The sequence below is a fragment of the Azospirillum sp. Sh1 genome (assembly GCF_008365135.1).
GTDB lineage: Bacteria > Pseudomonadota > Alphaproteobacteria > Azospirillales > Azospirillaceae > Azospirillum > Azospirillum oryzae.
Map to the genome: position 1 here is coordinate 159,130 of NZ_VTTK01000001.1, position 17,239 is coordinate 176,368.

The 17,239-nt window shown below is 67.9% G+C and carries 15 protein-coding genes; 12 read left to right on the forward strand and 3 right to left on the reverse strand.

The window, feature by feature from the left end; translation table 11 throughout:
- Positions 1-54 precede the first annotated feature (54 nt).
- Both betA and betB read right to left on the reverse strand, forming a co-directional pair.
- Entirely contained in the window at positions 55-1,779 is a 1,725-nt protein-coding gene (gene betA / locus FZ029_RS00695) for a choline dehydrogenase (RefSeq protein WP_149267903.1), read from the reverse strand.
- A 107-nt stretch (positions 1,780-1,886) separates the two neighbouring features.
- Entirely contained in the window at positions 1,887-3,356 is a 1,470-nt protein-coding gene (gene betB, locus FZ029_RS00700) for a betaine-aldehyde dehydrogenase (protein WP_149267617.1), read from the reverse strand.
- Between the two features lie 277 nt (positions 3,357-3,633).
- Between betB and FZ029_RS00705 the strand changes: the two genes are divergently transcribed.
- The 12 genes from FZ029_RS00705 to FZ029_RS00760 all read left to right on the forward strand — a co-directional run bounded on the left by FZ029_RS00705 (position 3,634) and on the right by FZ029_RS00760 (position 15,583).
- A complete protein-coding gene (locus FZ029_RS00705) occupies positions 3,634-5,544 on the forward strand; it encodes an ABC-F family ATP-binding cassette domain-containing protein (RefSeq protein WP_149267618.1) in 1,911 nt (636 codons plus the stop codon).
- Positions 5,541-6,245 carry an exopolysaccharide biosynthesis protein gene (locus FZ029_RS00710; protein WP_247892084.1) on the forward strand — a complete coding sequence of 235 codons (705 nt, stop codon included), beginning with the start codon at positions 5,541-5,543 and terminating at the stop codon, positions 6,243-6,245. Before FZ029_RS00705 ends, FZ029_RS00710 begins: the two co-directional genes overlap by 4 nt.
- Positions 6,246-6,299: 54 nt before the next feature.
- Entirely contained in the window at positions 6,300-6,887 is a 588-nt protein-coding gene (locus FZ029_RS00715) for a phospholipid methyltransferase (RefSeq protein WP_149267619.1), read from the forward strand.
- 44 nt (positions 6,888-6,931) lie between these two features.
- Entirely contained in the window at positions 6,932-7,324 is a 393-nt protein-coding gene (locus FZ029_RS00720; protein ID WP_149267620.1) for a VOC family protein, read from the forward strand.
- 83 nt (positions 7,325-7,407) lie between these two features.
- Positions 7,408-8,202: a YdcF family protein gene (locus tag FZ029_RS00725; RefSeq protein ID WP_247892085.1), complete on the forward strand. Its 795-nt coding sequence runs from the start codon at positions 7,408-7,410 to the stop codon at positions 8,200-8,202.
- Between the two features lie 131 nt (positions 8,203-8,333).
- On the forward strand, positions 8,334-9,293 hold the full coding sequence (locus FZ029_RS00730; protein WP_149267622.1) for a septal ring lytic transglycosylase RlpA family protein: 960 nt from the start codon (positions 8,334-8,336) through the stop codon (positions 9,291-9,293).
- A gap of 156 nt (positions 9,294-9,449) precedes the next feature.
- Complete coding sequence (locus tag FZ029_RS00735) at positions 9,450-10,571, forward strand: D-alanyl-D-alanine carboxypeptidase family protein (RefSeq protein ID WP_246457827.1); 1,122 nt, start codon at positions 9,450-9,452, stop codon at positions 10,569-10,571.
- Between the two features lie 11 nt (positions 10,572-10,582).
- A complete protein-coding gene (gene tmk / locus FZ029_RS00740) occupies positions 10,583-11,239 on the forward strand; it encodes a dTMP kinase (protein ID WP_149267624.1) in 657 nt (218 codons plus the stop codon).
- Entirely contained in the window at positions 11,236-12,372 is a 1,137-nt protein-coding gene (locus FZ029_RS00745) for a DNA polymerase III subunit delta' (RefSeq protein WP_149267625.1), read from the forward strand. The genes tmk and FZ029_RS00745 overlap by 4 nt, the downstream gene beginning before the upstream one ends.
- Before the next feature lie 51 nt (positions 12,373-12,423).
- Entirely contained in the window at positions 12,424-13,974 is a 1,551-nt protein-coding gene (metG, locus tag FZ029_RS00750; protein ID WP_149267626.1) for a methionine--tRNA ligase, read from the forward strand.
- An 8-nt stretch (positions 13,975-13,982) separates the two neighbouring features.
- Positions 13,983-14,777: a TatD family hydrolase gene (locus tag FZ029_RS00755; protein WP_149267627.1), complete on the forward strand. Its 795-nt coding sequence runs from the start codon at positions 13,983-13,985 to the stop codon at positions 14,775-14,777.
- Positions 14,774-15,583, forward strand: coding sequence for an MBL fold metallo-hydrolase (locus tag FZ029_RS00760; RefSeq protein ID WP_149267628.1), 810 nt, complete (start codon positions 14,774-14,776; stop codon positions 15,581-15,583). The genes FZ029_RS00755 and FZ029_RS00760 overlap by 4 nt, the downstream gene beginning before the upstream one ends.
- 191 nt (positions 15,584-15,774) lie before the next feature.
- On the opposite strand, the gene FZ029_RS00765 is transcribed toward FZ029_RS00760, so the two are convergent.
- Positions 15,775-16,872: a TRAP transporter substrate-binding protein gene (locus tag FZ029_RS00765; RefSeq protein WP_149267629.1), complete on the reverse strand. Its 1,098-nt coding sequence runs from the start codon at positions 16,870-16,872 to the stop codon at positions 15,775-15,777.
- Positions 16,873-17,239 lie beyond the last annotated feature (367 nt).

A 17,239-nucleotide genomic window follows, 5' to 3' on the forward strand; every position in this document is an offset into this window, starting at 1 on the left:
ATATCCCTGTTCTCCTTGCTTGTGGTTATCGTTGTCGTTTTCGGCGCGCGGGTCTCAGGCCCGCAGTCGCTGGTCCTTCAATGACTCCCTCTGGGACTCCTTCTGTCTGATGGCGGCGTCGGCGACGTAATAGGGGACGTCGGCGCGCGGCAGCGGCGGACGGCCGCGCACCGCGTCGGCCAGCTTCTCCGCCATCATGATGGTGGGCGCATTCAGGTTGCCGGTGATGATGCGCGGCATGATCGAGGCGTCGATGACGCGCAGGCCCTCCAGCCCATGCACCCGGCCCTGGCCGTCCACCACCGCGCCGTCGTCGGTCCCCATCCGGCAGGTGCCGCAGGGGTGATAGGCCGTCTCGGCGTGATGGCGGACGAAGGCGTCGAGGTCGGCATCGGTGACGCAATCGGCGCCTGGGCTGATCTCCTCCCCGCGATAGGGAGCAAGGGCACGCTGGCGCATGATGTCGCGGGTGATGCGGATGCCGGCGCGGAACTCCTGCCAGTCCTGCGGATCGGACATGTAGTTGAACAGGATGCTGGGCGCCTGCCCCGGATCGCGCGAGCGGGCATGGACGCGCCCCTTGCTGGGCGAGCGCATCGACCCGACATGGGCCTGGAAGCCGTGCGCCTCCACCGCGTTGGTGCCGTTGTAGCTGATGGCCACGGGAAGGAAGTGATACTGGATGTTGGGCCAGGACACGTCGTCACCGGTGCGGATGAAGCCGCCGGCCTCGAACTGGTTGCTGGCGCCGATGCCGGTGCCCAGGAACAGCCATTCGGCGCCGATCGCCGGCTGGTTCCACCATTTCAGCGCGGGATAGAGCGACACCGGCTGGCGGCACTCATACTGGATGTACATCTCCAGATGGTCCTGGAGATCGCCGCCGACCCCCGGCAGGTCGATCACCGTCGCCACCCCCAGCTCGCGCAGGAGCGGCGACGGACCCACCCCCGACCGCTGCAGGATCGCCGGGGAAGCGATGGCGCCGGCGCACAGCAGCACCTCCCGCCGCGCCCGCGCCGCCACCGGCGTGCCGTTGCGCAGATAGGCGACACCGACGGCGCGGCGTCCGTCAAACAGGATGCGGTCGGTCATCGCATGGGTGACGATGGTCAGCCCCGGCCGCCCCCGCGCCCGGTCGAGATAGCCGCGGGCCGTGCTGCACCGCCGGCCCTGCGCGGTCACCGTGCGGTCCATCGGGCCGAAGCCCTCCTGGCGGTAGCCGTTCAGATCGTCGGTGCGGCCATAGCCGGCCTGCCCCCCCGCCTCCACCATCGCCTCGTAGAGCGGGTTGACGCCCGGCTTGGCGGTGGTGACGAACAGCGGGCCGTCGCTGCCGTGATAGGCGTTGGGGCCGATGTCGCGCGTCTCCGCCTTGCGGAAATAGGGCAGGCAGTCGAGATAGCTCCAGTCCTCCAGACCCGGCAGCTCGGCCCAGCCGTCATAGTCCAGCGCGTTGCCGCGGATGTAGCACATGCCGTTGATCAGCGACGAACCGCCCAGCCCCTTGCCGCGCCCGCACTCCATGCGACGGTTGTCCATGTGCGGTTCGGGTTCGGTCTCGTAGGCCCAGTTGTAGCGGCGGCCCTGGAGCGGGAATGCCAGCGCCGCCGGCATCTGGGTGCGGTAGTCCAGCCGGTGGTCGGGCCCGCCCGCCTCCAGCAGCAGGACGCTGACGCCGGCATCCTCGGTCAGGCGGCAGGCGAGGACGTTGCCGGCCGACCCGGCGCCGACGATGATGTAATCGTACTCGCGCACCGCAGAGGCGATGGAGGGCATAGCGTCGGGCATGGCGGCGCCGTTCCCCGGCGCGTCGGCCCCGGAGGTCGGTGAATTCGACATCGAACACCCCTTCTTTGAAAAGCGGGCTTCCTTGAAAGACGGGCTCAGAACACCGACGGGTAGGTTCCCAGCTCGACCTGGACCGATTTGACGCGGGTGTAATGGTCGAGCGTCTCGACCCCGTTCTCGCGGCCGATGCCCGACTGCTTGTAGCCGCCGACCGGCATCTCCGGCGGCGATTCGCCCCAGCCGTTGATCCAGCAGATGCCGGCCTCCAGCCGGTGGATCACCCGGTGGGCACGGGCCAGATCGGTGGTGACCAGCCCGGCGGCGAGGCCGTAGCTGGTGGCGTTGGCCCGCGTGACGACCTCCTCCTCGTCATCGAAGGTGAGGATCGACAGGACCGGGCCGAAAATCTCCTCGCGCACGATGGTCATGCCGTCGTGGCAGTCGGTGAAGATCGTGGGCGCCACATAGGCGCCGCGCGCGAAGGCCGGCCCCTCCGGAACGCCGCCGCCGGCCAGCAGCCGCGCGCCCTCCTCCTTGCCGGCCTCGATGTAGCGCAGCACCTTGTCGCGGTGGGCGAAGCTGGCGAGCGGGCCGAAGTTGGTGTCGGGATCCAGCGGATCGCCCATGCGGATGCGGCGCACGCGGGCCATCAGCCGCTCCTCGAACGCGGTCGCGATGCTGCGGTGGACGAACACGCGGGTGCCGTTGGTGCAGACCTGACCGGAGCTGTAGAAGTTCGCCATCATGGCGATGTCGGCGGCGCGGTCGAGGTCGGCATCGGCGAAGACGATCAGCGGCGACTTGCCGCCCAGCTCCATCGTCACCTCTTTCAGCGTCGATCCGCCGGCCGCGGCCATCACCCGCTTGCCGGTCTCCACCCCGCCGGTGAAGGACAGCTTCTCGATGCCGGGATGGGTCGCCAGCAGGGCGCCGACCCGGCCATCGCCCTGAACCACGTTGAACACGCCGTCGGGCAGCCCGGCCTCGCTGTAGATCGCCGCCAGATGGAGGGCGGTCAGCGGCGTCACCTCGCTCGGCTTGAAGATCATGGCGTTGCCGGCGGCCAGCGCCGGTGCCGATTTCCACAGCGCGATCTGGATCGGATAGTTCCAGGCGCCGATCCCGGCCACCACCCCCAGCGGCTCGCGCCGCGTGTAGACGAAGGAGCTTGGACGCAGCGGGATCTGCCGCCCTTCCAGCGCGGGGGCGAGACCGGCGTAATATTCCAGCACGTCGGCGCCGGTGGCGATGTCGACCGCCCGCGTCTCACTCAGCGGCTTGCCGGTGTCCAGCGTTTCGATTTCCGCCAGCGCGTCGTTGCGCTCGCGCAGTAGGGATACCGCCCGGCGCAGCACCCGCGACCGCTCCATCGCCGTCATCGCCGCCCATACCACCTGCCCGGCCCGTGCGCTGTCGACCGCGCGGTCCACGTCCGCGGATGTCGCCTGCGCGACCTCGGCCAGCATTTCCCCGGTCGCCGGATTGACGGTGGCGAAGCGCTCCTCACCCTCGCCCAGGAAGGGGCGACCGTGGACGTAATGGGCCAGCCGTCCGAATCGCGTCATCTCCTGTCTCCTATCCTCCTGAGCCCAGGACCCAAGGGTGCGTTGGTTCGCAGCACCATCTTTCCATAAGCACAGCCTGATTTTTTTTGATTGAACGTTCAATTAAAAAAAAGAGGGTGGCGATTCCGTTCTCCACTTTGGTCGTGTTCAAACAAATTTTTCGGCCCGCACCCGCTCATGGGCCGGGCAATCGGGCCGCCCCGCGCGAGACAAAGCCGTGCCATTCGGCGGCCCCCGCTTCAAATCGGCGGCCCCTCGTGCTACATCCTCGCGCGCTATGCTGCACATCAATGACCTGACCTTCCGCTTCGGCGGCCGAGTGTTGTTCGACCACGCGACGGCGGTGGTGCCCAAGGGGCACCGCGTGGCGCTGGTCGGGCGCAACGGCACCGGGAAATCGACCCTGCTGAAGCTGATCTCGGGCCAGCTGCAGACGGATGCCGGCGCAGTCACCCTGCCGGCCGGCATGCGGATGGGCATGGTGGCGCAGGAGGCCCCCAGCGGCCCGACCACGCTGATCGACGCCGTGCTGGCCGCCGACACCGAACGCACCGCCCTGCTGGCGGAGGCCGAGACGGCGACCGACCCGATGCGCATCGGCGAGATCCACGCCCGCCTCGCCGACATCGAGGCGCATTCCGCCCCGTCGCGCGCCGCCCAGGTGCTGTCCGGCCTGGGCTTCGACGCCGAAGCGCAGCAGCGGCCCTGTTCGGATTTCTCCGGCGGCTGGCGGATGCGCGTGGCGCTGGCCGGCGTGCTGTTCTCCCGCCCCGACCTGCTGCTGCTGGACGAGCCGACCAACCACCTCGACCTCGAAGCGACCATCTGGCTCGAGGGCTATCTGAAGAACTATCCGCACACCATCCTGCTGGTCAGCCACGACCGCGAACTGCTGAACGCGGTGCCGACCACGACGATCCACATCGACCAGGGCAAGCTCGTCACCTACAGCGGCAATTACGATCAGTTCCTGGCGCAGCGCCGCGCCAACCAGGAGCGCATCGCCTCCATGGCCGCCAAGCAGGAAGCACGGCGCAAGCACATGATGTCCTATGTCGACCGCTTCCGCTTCAAGGCCAGCAAGGCCCGTCAGGCGCAGAGCCGCCTGAAGCTGCTGGAGAAGATGGAGTCGATCACGCTGATGGAGGACGATCCGGAGGTCGTCTTCAACTTCCCTCCCCCCGACGAGCTGGCGCCGCCGCTGATCGCGCTGGAGGGGGTGAGCATCGGCTATGGCGACAAGGTGGTCCTGCGGCGGGTCAACCTGCGCATCGACATGGAGGACCGCATCGGCCTGCTGGGCGCCAACGGCAACGGCAAGTCGACGCTGGTCAAGCTGCTGGCCAACCGGCTGCAGCCGATGGCCGGCGAGATGCGGCGCCCGCCCAAGCTGCGCATCGGCTATTTCGCCCAGCATCAGGCCGAGGAGCTGGACCTGTCGCTGACGCCGATCCAGCAGACCCAGCGCATCATGCCGCTGGCGCTGGAGGAGAAGGTGCGCGCCCATCTCGGCCGCTTCGGCTTCCCCCAGGCGAAGGCGGAAACCAAGATTTCCAACCTGTCGGGCGGCGAGAAGGCCCGGCTTCTGCTGGCGCTGATGAGCCGGGAAGTCCCGCACATCCTGATGCTGGACGAACCGACCAACCATCTGGACATCGACAGCCGCGAAGCGCTGATCGAGGCGATCAACGATTTCCCCGGCGCCGTCATCATCATCAGCCACGACCCCCACCTGATCGAGATGACGGTGGACCGGCTGCTGCTGGTCGCCGACGGTACGGTGCAGGCCTATGACGGCGACCTGGACGATTACCGCCGCTATCTGCTCGACCGCGCCAAGGCGGAGCGGGCGGCAGCCAAGAATGACGGCACCAAAGGCGGTGCGGAGCGCGACGCCGGGCCGAACAAGAAGGACCAGCGCCGCGCCGCGGCCGAGGCGCGCACCGCGCTCGCCCCGCTGAAGCGCAAGGCCACCGACGCCGAGGCGCTGGTGACCAAGCTGAGCGAGGAGAAGCGCAAGATCGAGACGAAGATGTCCGACCCCGCGCTCTACAGCGGTCCGTCGGACAAGCTGACCAAGCTGCAGATCGAACTGGGCACCGTGGAGAAGAAGCTGGCGACCGCAGAGGAAACCTGGCTGGAGGCGCTCGAACTCTACGAGAGCGCCGCGGCGGAGGCCGGCGTTTGAACGCCGACCATCACATCGACCACCCGCTCGCCGATGAGGTCGGCAAGCCGCAGCGCGACGGCGCCATCGCCCTGCCCGCCCTGTGCGGAACGGAGGAGGAGGAGCGCACGTCGGACGTGCTGGCCCGTTTCCGCGCCAATTTGCCGGCCGGCCGGGTCACGCTGGGCGACCTGATCCGGGCGCTGGGCGACCGGTCGCTCGGCACCATCCTGCTGGCGCTGTCGCTGCCCACCATCGCGCCGGTGCCGCTGGGCGTGTCCTGCCTGTTCGACCTGCCCATCGTGCTCTACACCGCCCAACTCGCCTTCGGCCGGCGCGGGGCGCGGCTGCCGGACTGGCTGCTGCGGCGGTCCATCGGCACCGGGCTGGCGGCGCGCACGCTGGATGCCGCCATGCCGCGCCTGACGGGGATCGAGCGGATGCTGAAGCCGCGGCTCCACCGGCTTGCCCGCATCGATCAGGAACGTTGGTTCGGGCTTCTGCTGTTCATCCTGACTCTGACCTGCATCGTGCCGCTGCCGTTGACCGGCTGGCTGCCGGGCTTCGCGCTGGTGCTGATCTCGCTGGGGCTGATCGAGCGCGACGGCGGCGCCATAGGCCTCGGCCTCGGGCTGACCGCCGCGGCGCTGGTGTTCCTGACGCTGGTGGCGAGCAGCCTGTCATACGCCGGTCACCAACTTCTGGCAGCAACTCTGCATTAAGGCAGCCGGATCGGGACGATGGGTGACGGGCCGCCCCAAACCAGGGAGGCCCGCATGACCGAGGCAGCATCCGCCACGCTTTCCGAATCCTGGCTGTTCTTCCGCCGCTGGCTGGCCGATCCCTGGGCGATGGGGTCGGTCGCCCCGTCCTCCCGGGCATTGCGCCGCCGGATCACCCGCGAGATCCGCTGTGAGGCCGACGAGGTGGTGGTGGAGTTCGGCGGCGGCACCGGCCCGATCACCGCCGCGATCCTGGAGTCCGGCATCCCAGCCGACCGGCTCTACAGCTTCGAGATCGACCGCGACCTCGCCCGCCATCTGCGCGTCCGATGCCCGGCCGTAACCGTCATCGCCGACGATTGCCGCAAGGCGCCGGAGCTGCTGGGCGAAGCGCTGTGCGGCAAGGTCGGCACGGTGGTGATCGGCATCCCGATGATCACCTTCCCGCTGGAGTTCCAGCGCGAGGTGCTGGACGCCACCTTCCGGATCCTGCGTCCGGGCGGGCGCTTCCTGCTCTACAGCTTCATGCCGCATTCGCCGCTGAACCGCGATGCGCTTGGGCTGAAGGGCGAGAGGCTGGGCTTCACGCTACGGAACCTGCCGCCGGCCTCGGTATGGGGGTACCGCCGCGCCGGAGAGTGATAGGGTATCCCCGTCCGGTCACTCCACAACCAGCGAGAGCCTCCATGAAATTCGGGTATACGATTCTCTATGTTCCCGACGTTGCAGCGTCGCTGGCCTTTTTCGAGAAGGCGTTCGGCCTGAGCCGGCGCTTCCTCGCCGAAACGGGCGACTATGGCGAGTTGGACACCGGCTCCACCACCCTGTCCTTCGCCAGTCAGGAACTGGCGTTGTCGCACCATCCCGCCGGCTATGTGTTCGCCAGCGGCAGCGACAAACCCCTGGGCGTCGAGATCGCCCTGGTCACCGACGACGTGGAGGCGGCGCACGCCACCGCACTGACCGCCGGCGCCACCGAATTGGCACCGCCGAAGGCCATGCCGTGGGGTCAGACCGTATCCTTCCTCCGCTGTCCCGACGGTACTCTGGTGGAACTCTGCACGCCGGTCGGAGGCTGACGGTGCCAATTGCGGCCGCGGTTGCCTCGCCGTGAACGCCCCGCTTATGCTCCGCCCTCTCGCTCACAGTCATGGATGCCCCGGTGCTGTCCTTCATCCTGTCGAAGCTGCTGTGGGGCGTCTTCGCGCCCGGCAATGCGCTGGTGCTGGCGGTGGCGCTGGGGGCGCTGCTGCTGCGGACGCGGCGCTGGCAACGCGCGGGGCGGCGGCTGGTCACGCTGGCGGCGGTGCTGCTTCTGCTGGTCATGTATACGGGGGTGGGCGCGCTGGTCGCGCTGCCGCTGGAAAACCGCTTCCCGCGGGTAGAGCCGGAGGGGCGGATCGACGGCATCGTCATGCTGGGCGGCGCGGTCAACCCGCCGATCACCGCCGACCGCGGCGATCCCTCCGTCAATGAGGCGGCGGAGCGGATCCTGGGATTCGCCGACCTCGTCCGCAGCCATCCGGAGGCCAAGGCCGTCTTCACCGGCGGGTCCGGCCGGCTGCTGGGGCAGGAGTACAAGGAGGACGTCACCGCCCGCGCCGCCCTGCTCCAGGCCGGCATTCCCGAAGACCGCGTGATCTATGAGGCGGACTCCCGCAACACCTGGGAAAACGCCGTCTTCAGCAAGGAGATGGTCAAGCCTCAGCCGGGGGAGCGCTGGGTCCTCGTCACATCGGCCATGCACATGCCGCGGTCGGTCGGCATCTTCCGGCAGATCGGGTGGGAGGTGATCCCCTACCCCGTCGATTACCGCACCCGCCACGACGCCAAGCCTTACCTGCGCTTCGAGTTCGGGCAGAATCTGGTGATCCTGGACGATGCGGTGCGGGAGTGGATCGGGCTGACCGCCTATCGGCTGATGGGCCGCACCGAAAGCCTGTTCCCCGGCCCCTGAGGGTCCTGCCCGCGAGCGGGCTGTGTCATCGTGTTTCCGCCGCGTTCGAGGCATTGGCGCGGCGATGCCACTCCGCTAGAGTGCCGCCGCCCCGGTGGTGGGGCCGGGTCGGGAAAGAAGGAAATTGGCGGATGCGTCGCTGGCGCGGGGTGAGCAGGGTCGTCGTGCTGGTGGGCGTGGCAGCGCTCGCCGCCTGCGCGCAGAAGCCCGCCGGCACCGGTTCGGGCCTTCCGACCAGCGGCGTCTACAAGGTGGGCAAGCCCTATCAGATCAACGGCGTCTGGTACTATCCCAAGGAAGATTACAGCTACGACGAGACCGGCATCGCGTCCTGGTACGGCCCCGGCTTCCATGAGAAGAACACCGCCAACGGCGAGATCTACGACCAGAACGAGTTGACCGCCGCGCACAAGACGCTGCCGATGCCGAGCCTGGTGCGGGTGACCAATCTGGACAACGGCCGGTCCATCGTCGTGCGGGTCAACGACCGCGGCCCCTACGCCAATGGCCGCATCATCGACATGTCGCGCCGCGGCGCCCAGCTGCTGGGCTTCGACGGTCCCGGCACCGCCAAGGTGCGCGTGCAGATCCTGGCGGAGGAAAGCCGCGCCATCGCCGCCGCGGCGCGCCAGGGCACGCCCGCCCCGATGCTGGCCGAACTCGACGGTCCGCCGCCGAAGGCCGCTCCGCGCGGCCGGATCGAGGTGACGGGGCCGGGCGGACCGGTGACGACCCTGGCCGCCGCCCGCCCGGCGGTGGTTGGCGCCCCCATTCCGCCGCCGACCACCGTCGCCGGCAGCATGTCGGAGGGACGATTCGTGCCGGCCCCCGTCGTGGCGCAATTGCCGGTGAAGGCCCATGAGGCCATCTATGTGCAGGTCGGCGCCTTCGGCAGCGAGGAGAATGTGGCGAAGGCCCGCGCCCGGCTGTCCACCATCGGCCAGCGCGCCAGCGTCAGCCAGACGCGGTCGGCCGGCATGACCCTGCATCGTGTCCGCGTCGGCCCGCTGGACAATGTGGAGCGTGCCGACAGCCTGCTGAACCAAATCATCCAGGCCGGCCTTACGGAGGCCAAAATCGTGGTGGATTGATCCGTCCACCCGACCTCATTCCCGGCCGCTCTGCACGAGCGCCAGTGACCCAATGCCTGTACCGAGTGCCCTTGGAGGATTGTTGCCATGAACGCTGATGTCGTCCGCCTGTGTGCCGTTTTCGGCCGTTCCGTTGCTGTTGCGGCCGGAATTGCGATGGCCGGGGCCACGATTGGCGCCGGCTTCACCGCGGTCTCGGTCCAGGCCGCGACCATCGACACCATCGCCAAGCAGGCGATCCTGGTCGATCTGACCTCGGACACCGTGCTGTTCGAGAAGAACGCCGACGAGCGGATGGCGCCCTCGTCGATGAGCAAGATCATGACCGCCTACATGGTCTTCGAGGCGATCAAGGCCGGCCGACTGACGCTGGAGAGCACGCTGCCGGTGAGCGAGCGGGCCTGGCGGATGCAGGGCTCCAAGATGTTCGTGGAGCTTCACAACAACATCAAGGTCGACGACCTGCTCAAGGGCATGATCGTTCAGTCCGGCAACGACGCCTGCATCGTGCTGGCCGAAGGGCTGGCCGGATCGGAAGGGGCCTTCGCCGAACAGGCGAACAAAAAGGCGCGCGAGTTGGGGCTGAAAAGCAGCAATTTCGTCAACGCCACCGGCTGGCCCGACCCGAACCACTATATGACCGCCCGCGATCTGGCGATCCTCGCCGAACGCCTGATCAAGGATTTCCCCGAATTCTACAAGTATGATTCGATCCGGGAGTTCAAGTATCACGGCATCACCCAGGGCAACCGCAACCCGCTGCTCTATCGCAACATGAATGTGGACGGGCTGAAGACCGGCCACACCGACGCCGGCGGCTATGGCCTGACCGCGTCCGGCGAGCGCGAGGGGCGGCGCCTGCTGCTGGTGGTCAACGGCCTGCCCAGCATGCAGGCGCGCGCCGACGAATCGGCCCGGCTGATCGAATGGGGTTTCCGTGAATTCGCCTCCTACACCCTCTACAAGGGCGGCGAGACGATCGAGCAGGTGCCGGTCTGGCTGGGCGAGCAGGACAGCGTCCCCGTCACCGTGCCGCAGAACCTCAGCGTCACCATGGCCCGCGCCGACCGGCCCGGCATGAAGGTGTCGCTGGTCAGCAGCGCGCCGGTTGCCGCCCCGATCAAGAAGGGCGACACTGTCGGCAAGCTGGTCATCTCCGCCCCCGGCTTCCCGGGCAAGGAGGTGCCGGTGGTTGCGGCGCAGGACATGCCGAAGGCCGGCTTCGTCGGTCGCGCCTTCGCCGCCGCCAAATATCTCGTCTTCGGCAACAGCCTGTAATCGTGACGACCATGCCGACCTTCACCGCCTCCGCCAACCGTGGCCGCTTCATCACGCTGGAAGGCGGCGAAGGGGCCGGCAAGTCGACCCAGCTGCGCCGCCTGGCCGAGTCCCTGCGCACCCGCGGCATCGACGTGGTGACGACGCGCGAACCGGGCGGATCGGCGGGGGCGGAGGAAATCCGCGGCCTGCTGGTGACCGGCGAGACCGGCCGCTGGAGCCCGGTGACTGAGGCTCTGCTGCACACCGCCGCCCGCCGCGACCATCTGGAACGGACGGTGTGGCCGGCGCTGGAGGCCGGCAAGTGGGTGCTGTGCGACCGCTTCTTCGACAGCACCATGGCCTATCAGGGCTATGGGCTGGGGCTGGGGCGGGAACTGGTGGAGACCTTGCAGCGGGCGGCGCTCGGCGAGTTCCGCCCCGACCTGACGCTGATCCTCGACATCGACGTCGAGCAGGGTCTGCGCCGCGCCGCCTCGCGCCATGGCGGCGAGGACCGCTATGAGCGGATGGACATCGGCTTTCACCAGCGGCTGCGCGACGGCTTTCTCGACATCGCCCGACTGGAGCCGGGGCGTTGCGCGGTGGTGGATGCCGACGCCGACCTGGACGGCGTGCAGGCGCGCGTCTGGGATGCCGTAGCTGGCCGGCTGGGGCTGCAATCGTGAGCAAGCCGCGCACATCCGCCCCTGCCGCCGCACCGGCCGCGGAGGAGGCGCTCGCCCCACGGCGCAACCCGGACCTCGTCGGGCATGAGGACGCGGAACGGCTGCTGCTGGAGGCCTGGAATTCCGGCCGGCTGCCGCATGCCTGGCTGATCGGCGGCACGCCGGGGATCGGCAAGGCGACGCTGGCCTTCCGCTTCGCCCGCTTCGTCCTGGCGCAAGACCCGCCGGGCGACAGCCTGTTCGGCAATAGTCTATTGGGCGGAGCCGCGCCGGTCACCTCGCTGCACATCGGCCCCGACCGTCCGGTGTTCCGCCGGGTGGCGTCGGGCGGCCATGCCGATCTGCTGACCGTCGAGCGCCAGCGCGACGAGAAGAAGGGCCGGCTGAAGCGCGACATCGCCGTCGATGACGTGCGCAAGATCGGCCCCTTCCTGCGCCGCACCTCGGCGGAAGGCGGCTGGCGCGTCGCGGTGATCGACGGCGCCGACCGCATGAACCTGAGCGGCCTGAACGCCATCCTGAAAATCCTGGAGGAGCCGCCGCCCGGCGCCCTGCTGCTGCTGGTCAGCGACAACCCCGGCGGCATGCTACCGACCATCCGCTCGCGCTGCCGCAAGCTCACGCTGAAGCCGCTGGATGAGGAGACGGTGATCGACCTGCTGGGGCAGCACCGACCGGACATCGCCGCCGACGACCGCCCGGCGCTGGCCCGGCTGTCGGAGGGCAGCGTCGGCCGCGCCATCGACCTTGCCGACGCCGGCGGCCTCGCGCTCTACCGCGAGATGATCGGGCTGCTGTCCGACCTGCCGCGCATCGACATCGTCGCGGCGCACGCCTTCGGCGACAAGCTGACCCGCAAACAGGACGACGGGATGTTCGAGACGGCGACCGAACTGCTGGTCTGGTGGCTGGCCCGCTTCGCCCGGTCGCTCGCCCGTGGGTCCTGGCCGGCGGAGGTGGTGCCGGGCGAGGCCGCCCTGATGACCCGGCTGGCCAACGCCCGCGGTCTTGAACGTTGGGTGGAGGTGTGGGAAAAGGTTCAGCGTCTTTTCGCGCGCGCGGAATCCGCAAACCTGGACCGCAAGCAGGTGGTCCTGAACGCCCTGTCGGCGCTGGAAACGGCAGCCGCCTAGGGTTATTTCAGAACCTGCCGGTTGAACCTGACTTGAAAGAAAGTGCCGCAAATGGCCGGGCCGAAGACCTTCTATCTGACGACGCCGATCTATTACGTGAACGACGTGCCGCACATCGGCCACGCCTACACCACGCTCGCCTGCGACGTCCTCGCCCGGTTCATGCGCCTCGACGGCTATGACGTGAAGTTCCTGACCGGCACCGACGAGCATGGCCAGAAGGTGGAGAAGTCGGCGGAGAAGGCCGGCATCGCGCCGCAGGACTTCACCGACCGGGTGTCGCAGAATTTCCGCGATCTCGTGTCGCTGATGAACTATTCCAACGACGACTTCATCCGCACCACCGAGCCGCGCCACGTCAAGTCGGTGCAGGCGCTGTGGACGGTGCTGAAGGATCGCGGCGAGATCTATCTGGGGTCCTACGCCGGCTGGTATTCGGTCCGCGACGAAGCCTTCTATGGTGAGGACGAGCTGACCACCAACGCCGAGGGCAAGAAGATCGCCCCCACCGGCGCCGAGTGCGAATGGGTCGAGGAGCCGTCCTATTTCTTCAAGCTCTCGGCCTGGCAGGACCGGCTGATCGAGTTCTATGAACAGAACCCGGACTTCATCGCGCCGGCAGGCAAGCGCAACGAGGTGATGTCCTTCGTCAAGTCCGGCCTGAAGGACCTGTCGGTCAGCCGCACAACCTTCAAGTGGGGCATCCCGGTGCCGGGCGACGACGCCCACATCATGTATGTCTGGCTGGACGCGCTGGCGAACTACATCACCGCCGTCGGCTACCCCGACACGACGGGCGAGTATGCCAAGTACTGGCCGGCCGACCTGCACATGGTCGGCAAGGACATCCTGCGCTTCCATGCCGTCTATTGGCCGGCCTTCCTGATGGCCGCCGGCCTGCAGCCGCCCCGCCGTGTCTTCGCTCATGGCTGGTGGACGATCGAAGGCCAGAAGATGTCGAAGTCTCTCGGCAACGTCATCGCGCCGGAAGCGCTGGTCAACACCTACGGCCTCGACCAAACCCGCTATTTCCTGCTGCGCGAAGTGCCGTTCGGCAATGACGGCGACTTCTCGCACAAGCAGATGGTCAACCGGATCAACGGCAACCTCGCCAACGATTACGGCAATCTGGTGCAGCGGGTCCTGTCGATGATCGGCAAGAACTGCGGCGCCGCCGTGCCGACGCCGGGTGACTTCACCGAGGCGGACAATGCGCTGCTCGGCTCGGCCTACGGCATGCTGGACATCGTCCGGGCGGAGATCAAGGCGCAGGCCTTCCACAAGGCGCTGGACGCCATCTGGGCCGTGGTCGGCGACGCCAACCGCTATGTCGACGAACAGGCCCCGTGGGCACTGAAGAAGACCGACCCGGCACGCATGGCGACCGTGCTCTATGTGCTGGCCGAGACGATCCGCCACCTCGCCATCCTGACCCAGCCGGTGATGCCGGACAGCTCCGCCAAGATCCTCGACCTGCTGGCGCTGGGTCCGGATGCGCGCGGCTTCGGCACATTGGGTCCGTCGGGGGCGCTGGCCGCCGGCACGCCGCTGCCGACGCCGCAGGGCGTCTTCCCGCGTTACGTCGAAGAACCGAAGACCTGAGTTCCCTTATGCTCGTCGACAGCCATTGCCATCTCGACTTTCCCGATTTCGCCGAAGAACTGGACGCGGTCGTCGACCGCGCCCGGCAGGCCGGCATCGGGCGGATGGTCACCATCTGCACCTACATCAGCCGCTTCGACCGCATCCTGGCGGTGGCGGAGCGCTATGACGACATCCTCTGCTCGGTGGGGGTCCATCCCCACCAGGCGGCGGAGGAGTTCGCCATCACCACGACCGAAACGCTGGTGGAGCTGTCGCGCCATCCCAAGGTGATCGGGCTAGGCGAGACGGGGCTCGATTACTTCTATGACAAGAGCCCACGCGACCAGCAGCAGGAGTGCTTCCGCCGGCACATCCGCGCCAGCCTGGAGACCGGCCTGCCGCTGATCATCCACACCCGCGACGCCGACGACGACACCATGCGCATCGTCAAGGAGGAAGCGGCCGGGCAAAAGGTGAAGGGGCTGCTGCACTGCTTCAGCTCCGGCCGCGCGCTGGCGGAGGAGGCGGTGGAGTACGGCTTCACCCTGTCGTTGTCGGGCATCGTCACTTTCAAGAAGTCGGAGGACCTGCGCGCCATCGTGAAGGACGTGCCGCTCGACCGCATCCTGGTGGAGACCGACGCGCCCTACCTCGCGCCGATCCCCTTCCGCGGCAAGCGCAACGAGCCGGCTTACGTCGCCCACACCGCCGCCTGCGTGGCGGAGGTGAAGGGAGTGTCGGCGGAGGAGCTGGCGCGGGTCACCACCGACAATTTCTTCCGCCTGTTCGACAAGGCCGCCCAAGACAAGGCTGCTGAATGAGCGAAGCCGGCCCGTCATCCGGCGCGATGCGCGTGACCGTCCTCGGCTGCGGCGGCTCGCGCGGCGTTCCGGTGATCGCCGGTTTGCCGGGCGGCCAGTGGGGCCGTTGCGATCCCGCCAATCCGAAGAATCGCCGCATGCGCCCGTCGGTGCTGGTGGAGAGCGGCGAGGTATCGGTGCTGGTCGACACCTCTCCCGACCTGCGGCAGCAGCTGCTGGACAGCGGCTGTGCGCGGCTTGATGCCGTGCTGTGGACCCACCAGCATGCCGACCATTGCCACGGCATCGACGAATTGCGCGAGATCTGCCGGCACATGCATGCGCCGATCGACGCCTATGGCTGGGACGAACATCTGCGGGACATCGAGGTCCGCTTCCCCTACTGCTTCGATCCGCTGCCGGAGGGCTATCCCTTCTACCGGCCGGTGCTGAAGGCGCATCGGGTCGACGGGCCGTTCCGCGTCAAGGGGCTGGAGGTCACGCCGTTCGAGCAGGACCACGGCTATATGCGGACGGTGGGCTACCGGTTCGGGCGCTTCGCCTATTCCACCGACGTGGTGAGGCTGGACGACCGGGCCTTCGAGGCGCTGGCGGGGGTGGACACCTGGATGGTCGATTGCGGCCGGATCGAGCCGCCCCACCCGGTGCATGCGCATCTGGCGCTGACGCTGGAGTGGATCGAACGGGTGAAGCCGCGGCGGGCGTTCCTGACCCACATGGACAACAGCATGGACTACGACAGCCTGCTGCGGATCCTGCCGGAAGGGGTCGAGCCGGCTTATGACGGGCTGGTGATCGAGGTGTGAGGGGATGCGGCAAGGTGTTCTGCGGCGATTGCCCCCTCCCTTCCCATGGCAATGCCATGGGCCCCTTCCCTCCCCCGCCTTCGGCGAGAGAGGGGAGAGATTGCGGAGCGGCGACAATTCCCTCTCCCGCTGAAGGCGGGGGAGGGTTAGGGAGGGGGCAAGAGCCTGCCCCTCCCCACCCCAAAAACCCCTTACTTCTTCTTTTCAAGCGGCGGGGCCGCGTAGACGAAGCGGTCGAAGCTGTATTCGGCGACGCGGAACCACAGATACTCTTCCTCGCGGAACTTCTTCCACGCCTCGTAGATCTTGCGGAACTTCTCGTTCTTCGCCGCCTCGTCCTCGTACACCTCGATGGCGGCCTGATAGCAGGCTTGCATCACCTCGTTCGGGAAGGGACGCAGCTGGGTGCCGGCGGCGACCAGACGCTTCAGCGCGGTCATGTTCTGGACGTCGTACTTGCCCAGCATGTCGAGCGTGGCGTCGGCGCAGGCCGCCTGCAGCGCCGCCTTGTAGGCCGGCGGCAGCGATTCGAACTTCTCCTTGCCGAACATCATGGAGACCTGCGGGCCGCCTTCCCACCAGCCGGGATAGTAGTAGTACTTGGCAACCTTGTTGAAGCCGAGCTTCTCGTCGTCATAGGGGCCGACGAACTCGGCGCCGTCGATGGTGCCCTTTTCCAGCGCCGGATAGATGTCGCCGCCGCCGATCTGCTGCGGCACGACGCCCAGCTTGGCCATGATGGTGCCGGCATAGCCGCCGATGCGGAACTTCAGGCCCTTCAGGTCCTCGACCGACTTGATTTCCTTGCGGAACCAGCCGCCCATCTGGGTGCCGGTGTTGCCGGCGCCGATGGCGACCAGATTGTGGCCGGCGAAGAACTCCGCCATCAGCTCCTTGCCGCCGCCATGGGTCATCCAGGCGTTCTGCTGGCGGGCGTTCAGACCGAACGGCATCGCCGCGTCGAAGGCGAAGGTCGGATCCTTGCCGACGTAATAGTAGGAGACGGTGTGGCCGCACTCGATCGTGCCGTCCTTGACCGCGTCCAGAACCTGCAGAGCCGGAACGATCTCGCCAGCCGCGAAGACGCGGATCTGGAACTTGCCGTCCGTCAGTTCGGCCACGCGCTTCGCGACGAACTCCGCACCGCCATAGATGGTGTCGAGGCTCTTCGGGAAGCTGGAGGCGCAGCGCCACTTGATCTCGGGCGTGGACTGGGCGATGGCGGGGGCGGCAAGCGTGCTGGCGGCGACGCCCACACCGGCGGAGGTCAGAAATGCACGACGTTTCATGCAGAAGCTCCCTTGTCCATTCTCTGTTATGCGTTCTTATCGCCGGACCGGCGGATGCCCTGCCAAGGCATGCCTGCCCGCACCCGCGCATGCCAGGACCCTCACGGGACCGGACGATGCCGGGTGAGCGGGGAAAGCGGGAATGAGTGGGATGCACGCTCGACCGACCCGGACGGCGCACCGCGGGCAGCCATGGAACCGGTGGGCACCGGCGCGTTGCGCCATCCGCCCGGTTCCATGGCATCCCGACGTTGGTGTGCGTTTCCTCCCGTCCATCCGGGCTTGCCGCCAGCCTTTCGGCCGATCCGCCCCAGCTTTCTTTTGCTGACCGGATTATGCAGGAAGCAAACGGTCGGGATCAAGCGCG

Coding starts and splice junctions, on each gene's coding strand:
- tmk (WP_149267624.1), top strand. CDS start 10,583: ATGCCGACCTTCACCGCCTCCGCCAACCGTGGCCGCTTCATCACGCTG.
- FZ029_RS00720 (WP_149267620.1), top strand. CDS start 6,932: ATGAAATTCGGGTATACGATTCTCTATGTTCCCGACGTTGCAGCGTCG.
- FZ029_RS00705 (WP_149267618.1), top strand. CDS start 3,634: ATGCTGCACATCAATGACCTGACCTTCCGCTTCGGCGGCCGAGTGTTG.
- FZ029_RS00760 (WP_149267628.1), top strand. CDS start 14,774: ATGAGCGAAGCCGGCCCGTCATCCGGCGCGATGCGCGTGACCGTCCTC.
- FZ029_RS00735 (WP_246457827.1), top strand. CDS start 9,450: ATGGCCGGGGCCACGATTGGCGCCGGCTTCACCGCGGTCTCGGTCCAG.
- betA (WP_149267903.1), bottom strand. CDS start 1,779: ATGCCCTCCATCGCCTCTGCGGTGCGCGAGTACGATTACATCATCGTC.
- FZ029_RS00755 (WP_149267627.1), top strand. CDS start 13,983: ATGCTCGTCGACAGCCATTGCCATCTCGACTTTCCCGATTTCGCCGAA.
- betB (WP_149267617.1), bottom strand. CDS start 3,356: ATGACGCGATTCGGACGGCTGGCCCATTACGTCCACGGTCGCCCCTTC.
- FZ029_RS00730 (WP_149267622.1), top strand. CDS start 8,334: ATGCGTCGCTGGCGCGGGGTGAGCAGGGTCGTCGTGCTGGTGGGCGTG.
- FZ029_RS00765 (WP_149267629.1), bottom strand. CDS start 16,872: ATGAAACGTCGTGCATTTCTGACCTCCGCCGGTGTGGGCGTCGCCGCC.
- metG (WP_149267626.1), top strand. CDS start 12,424: ATGGCCGGGCCGAAGACCTTCTATCTGACGACGCCGATCTATTACGTG.
- FZ029_RS00715 (WP_149267619.1), top strand. CDS start 6,300: ATGACCGAGGCAGCATCCGCCACGCTTTCCGAATCCTGGCTGTTCTTC.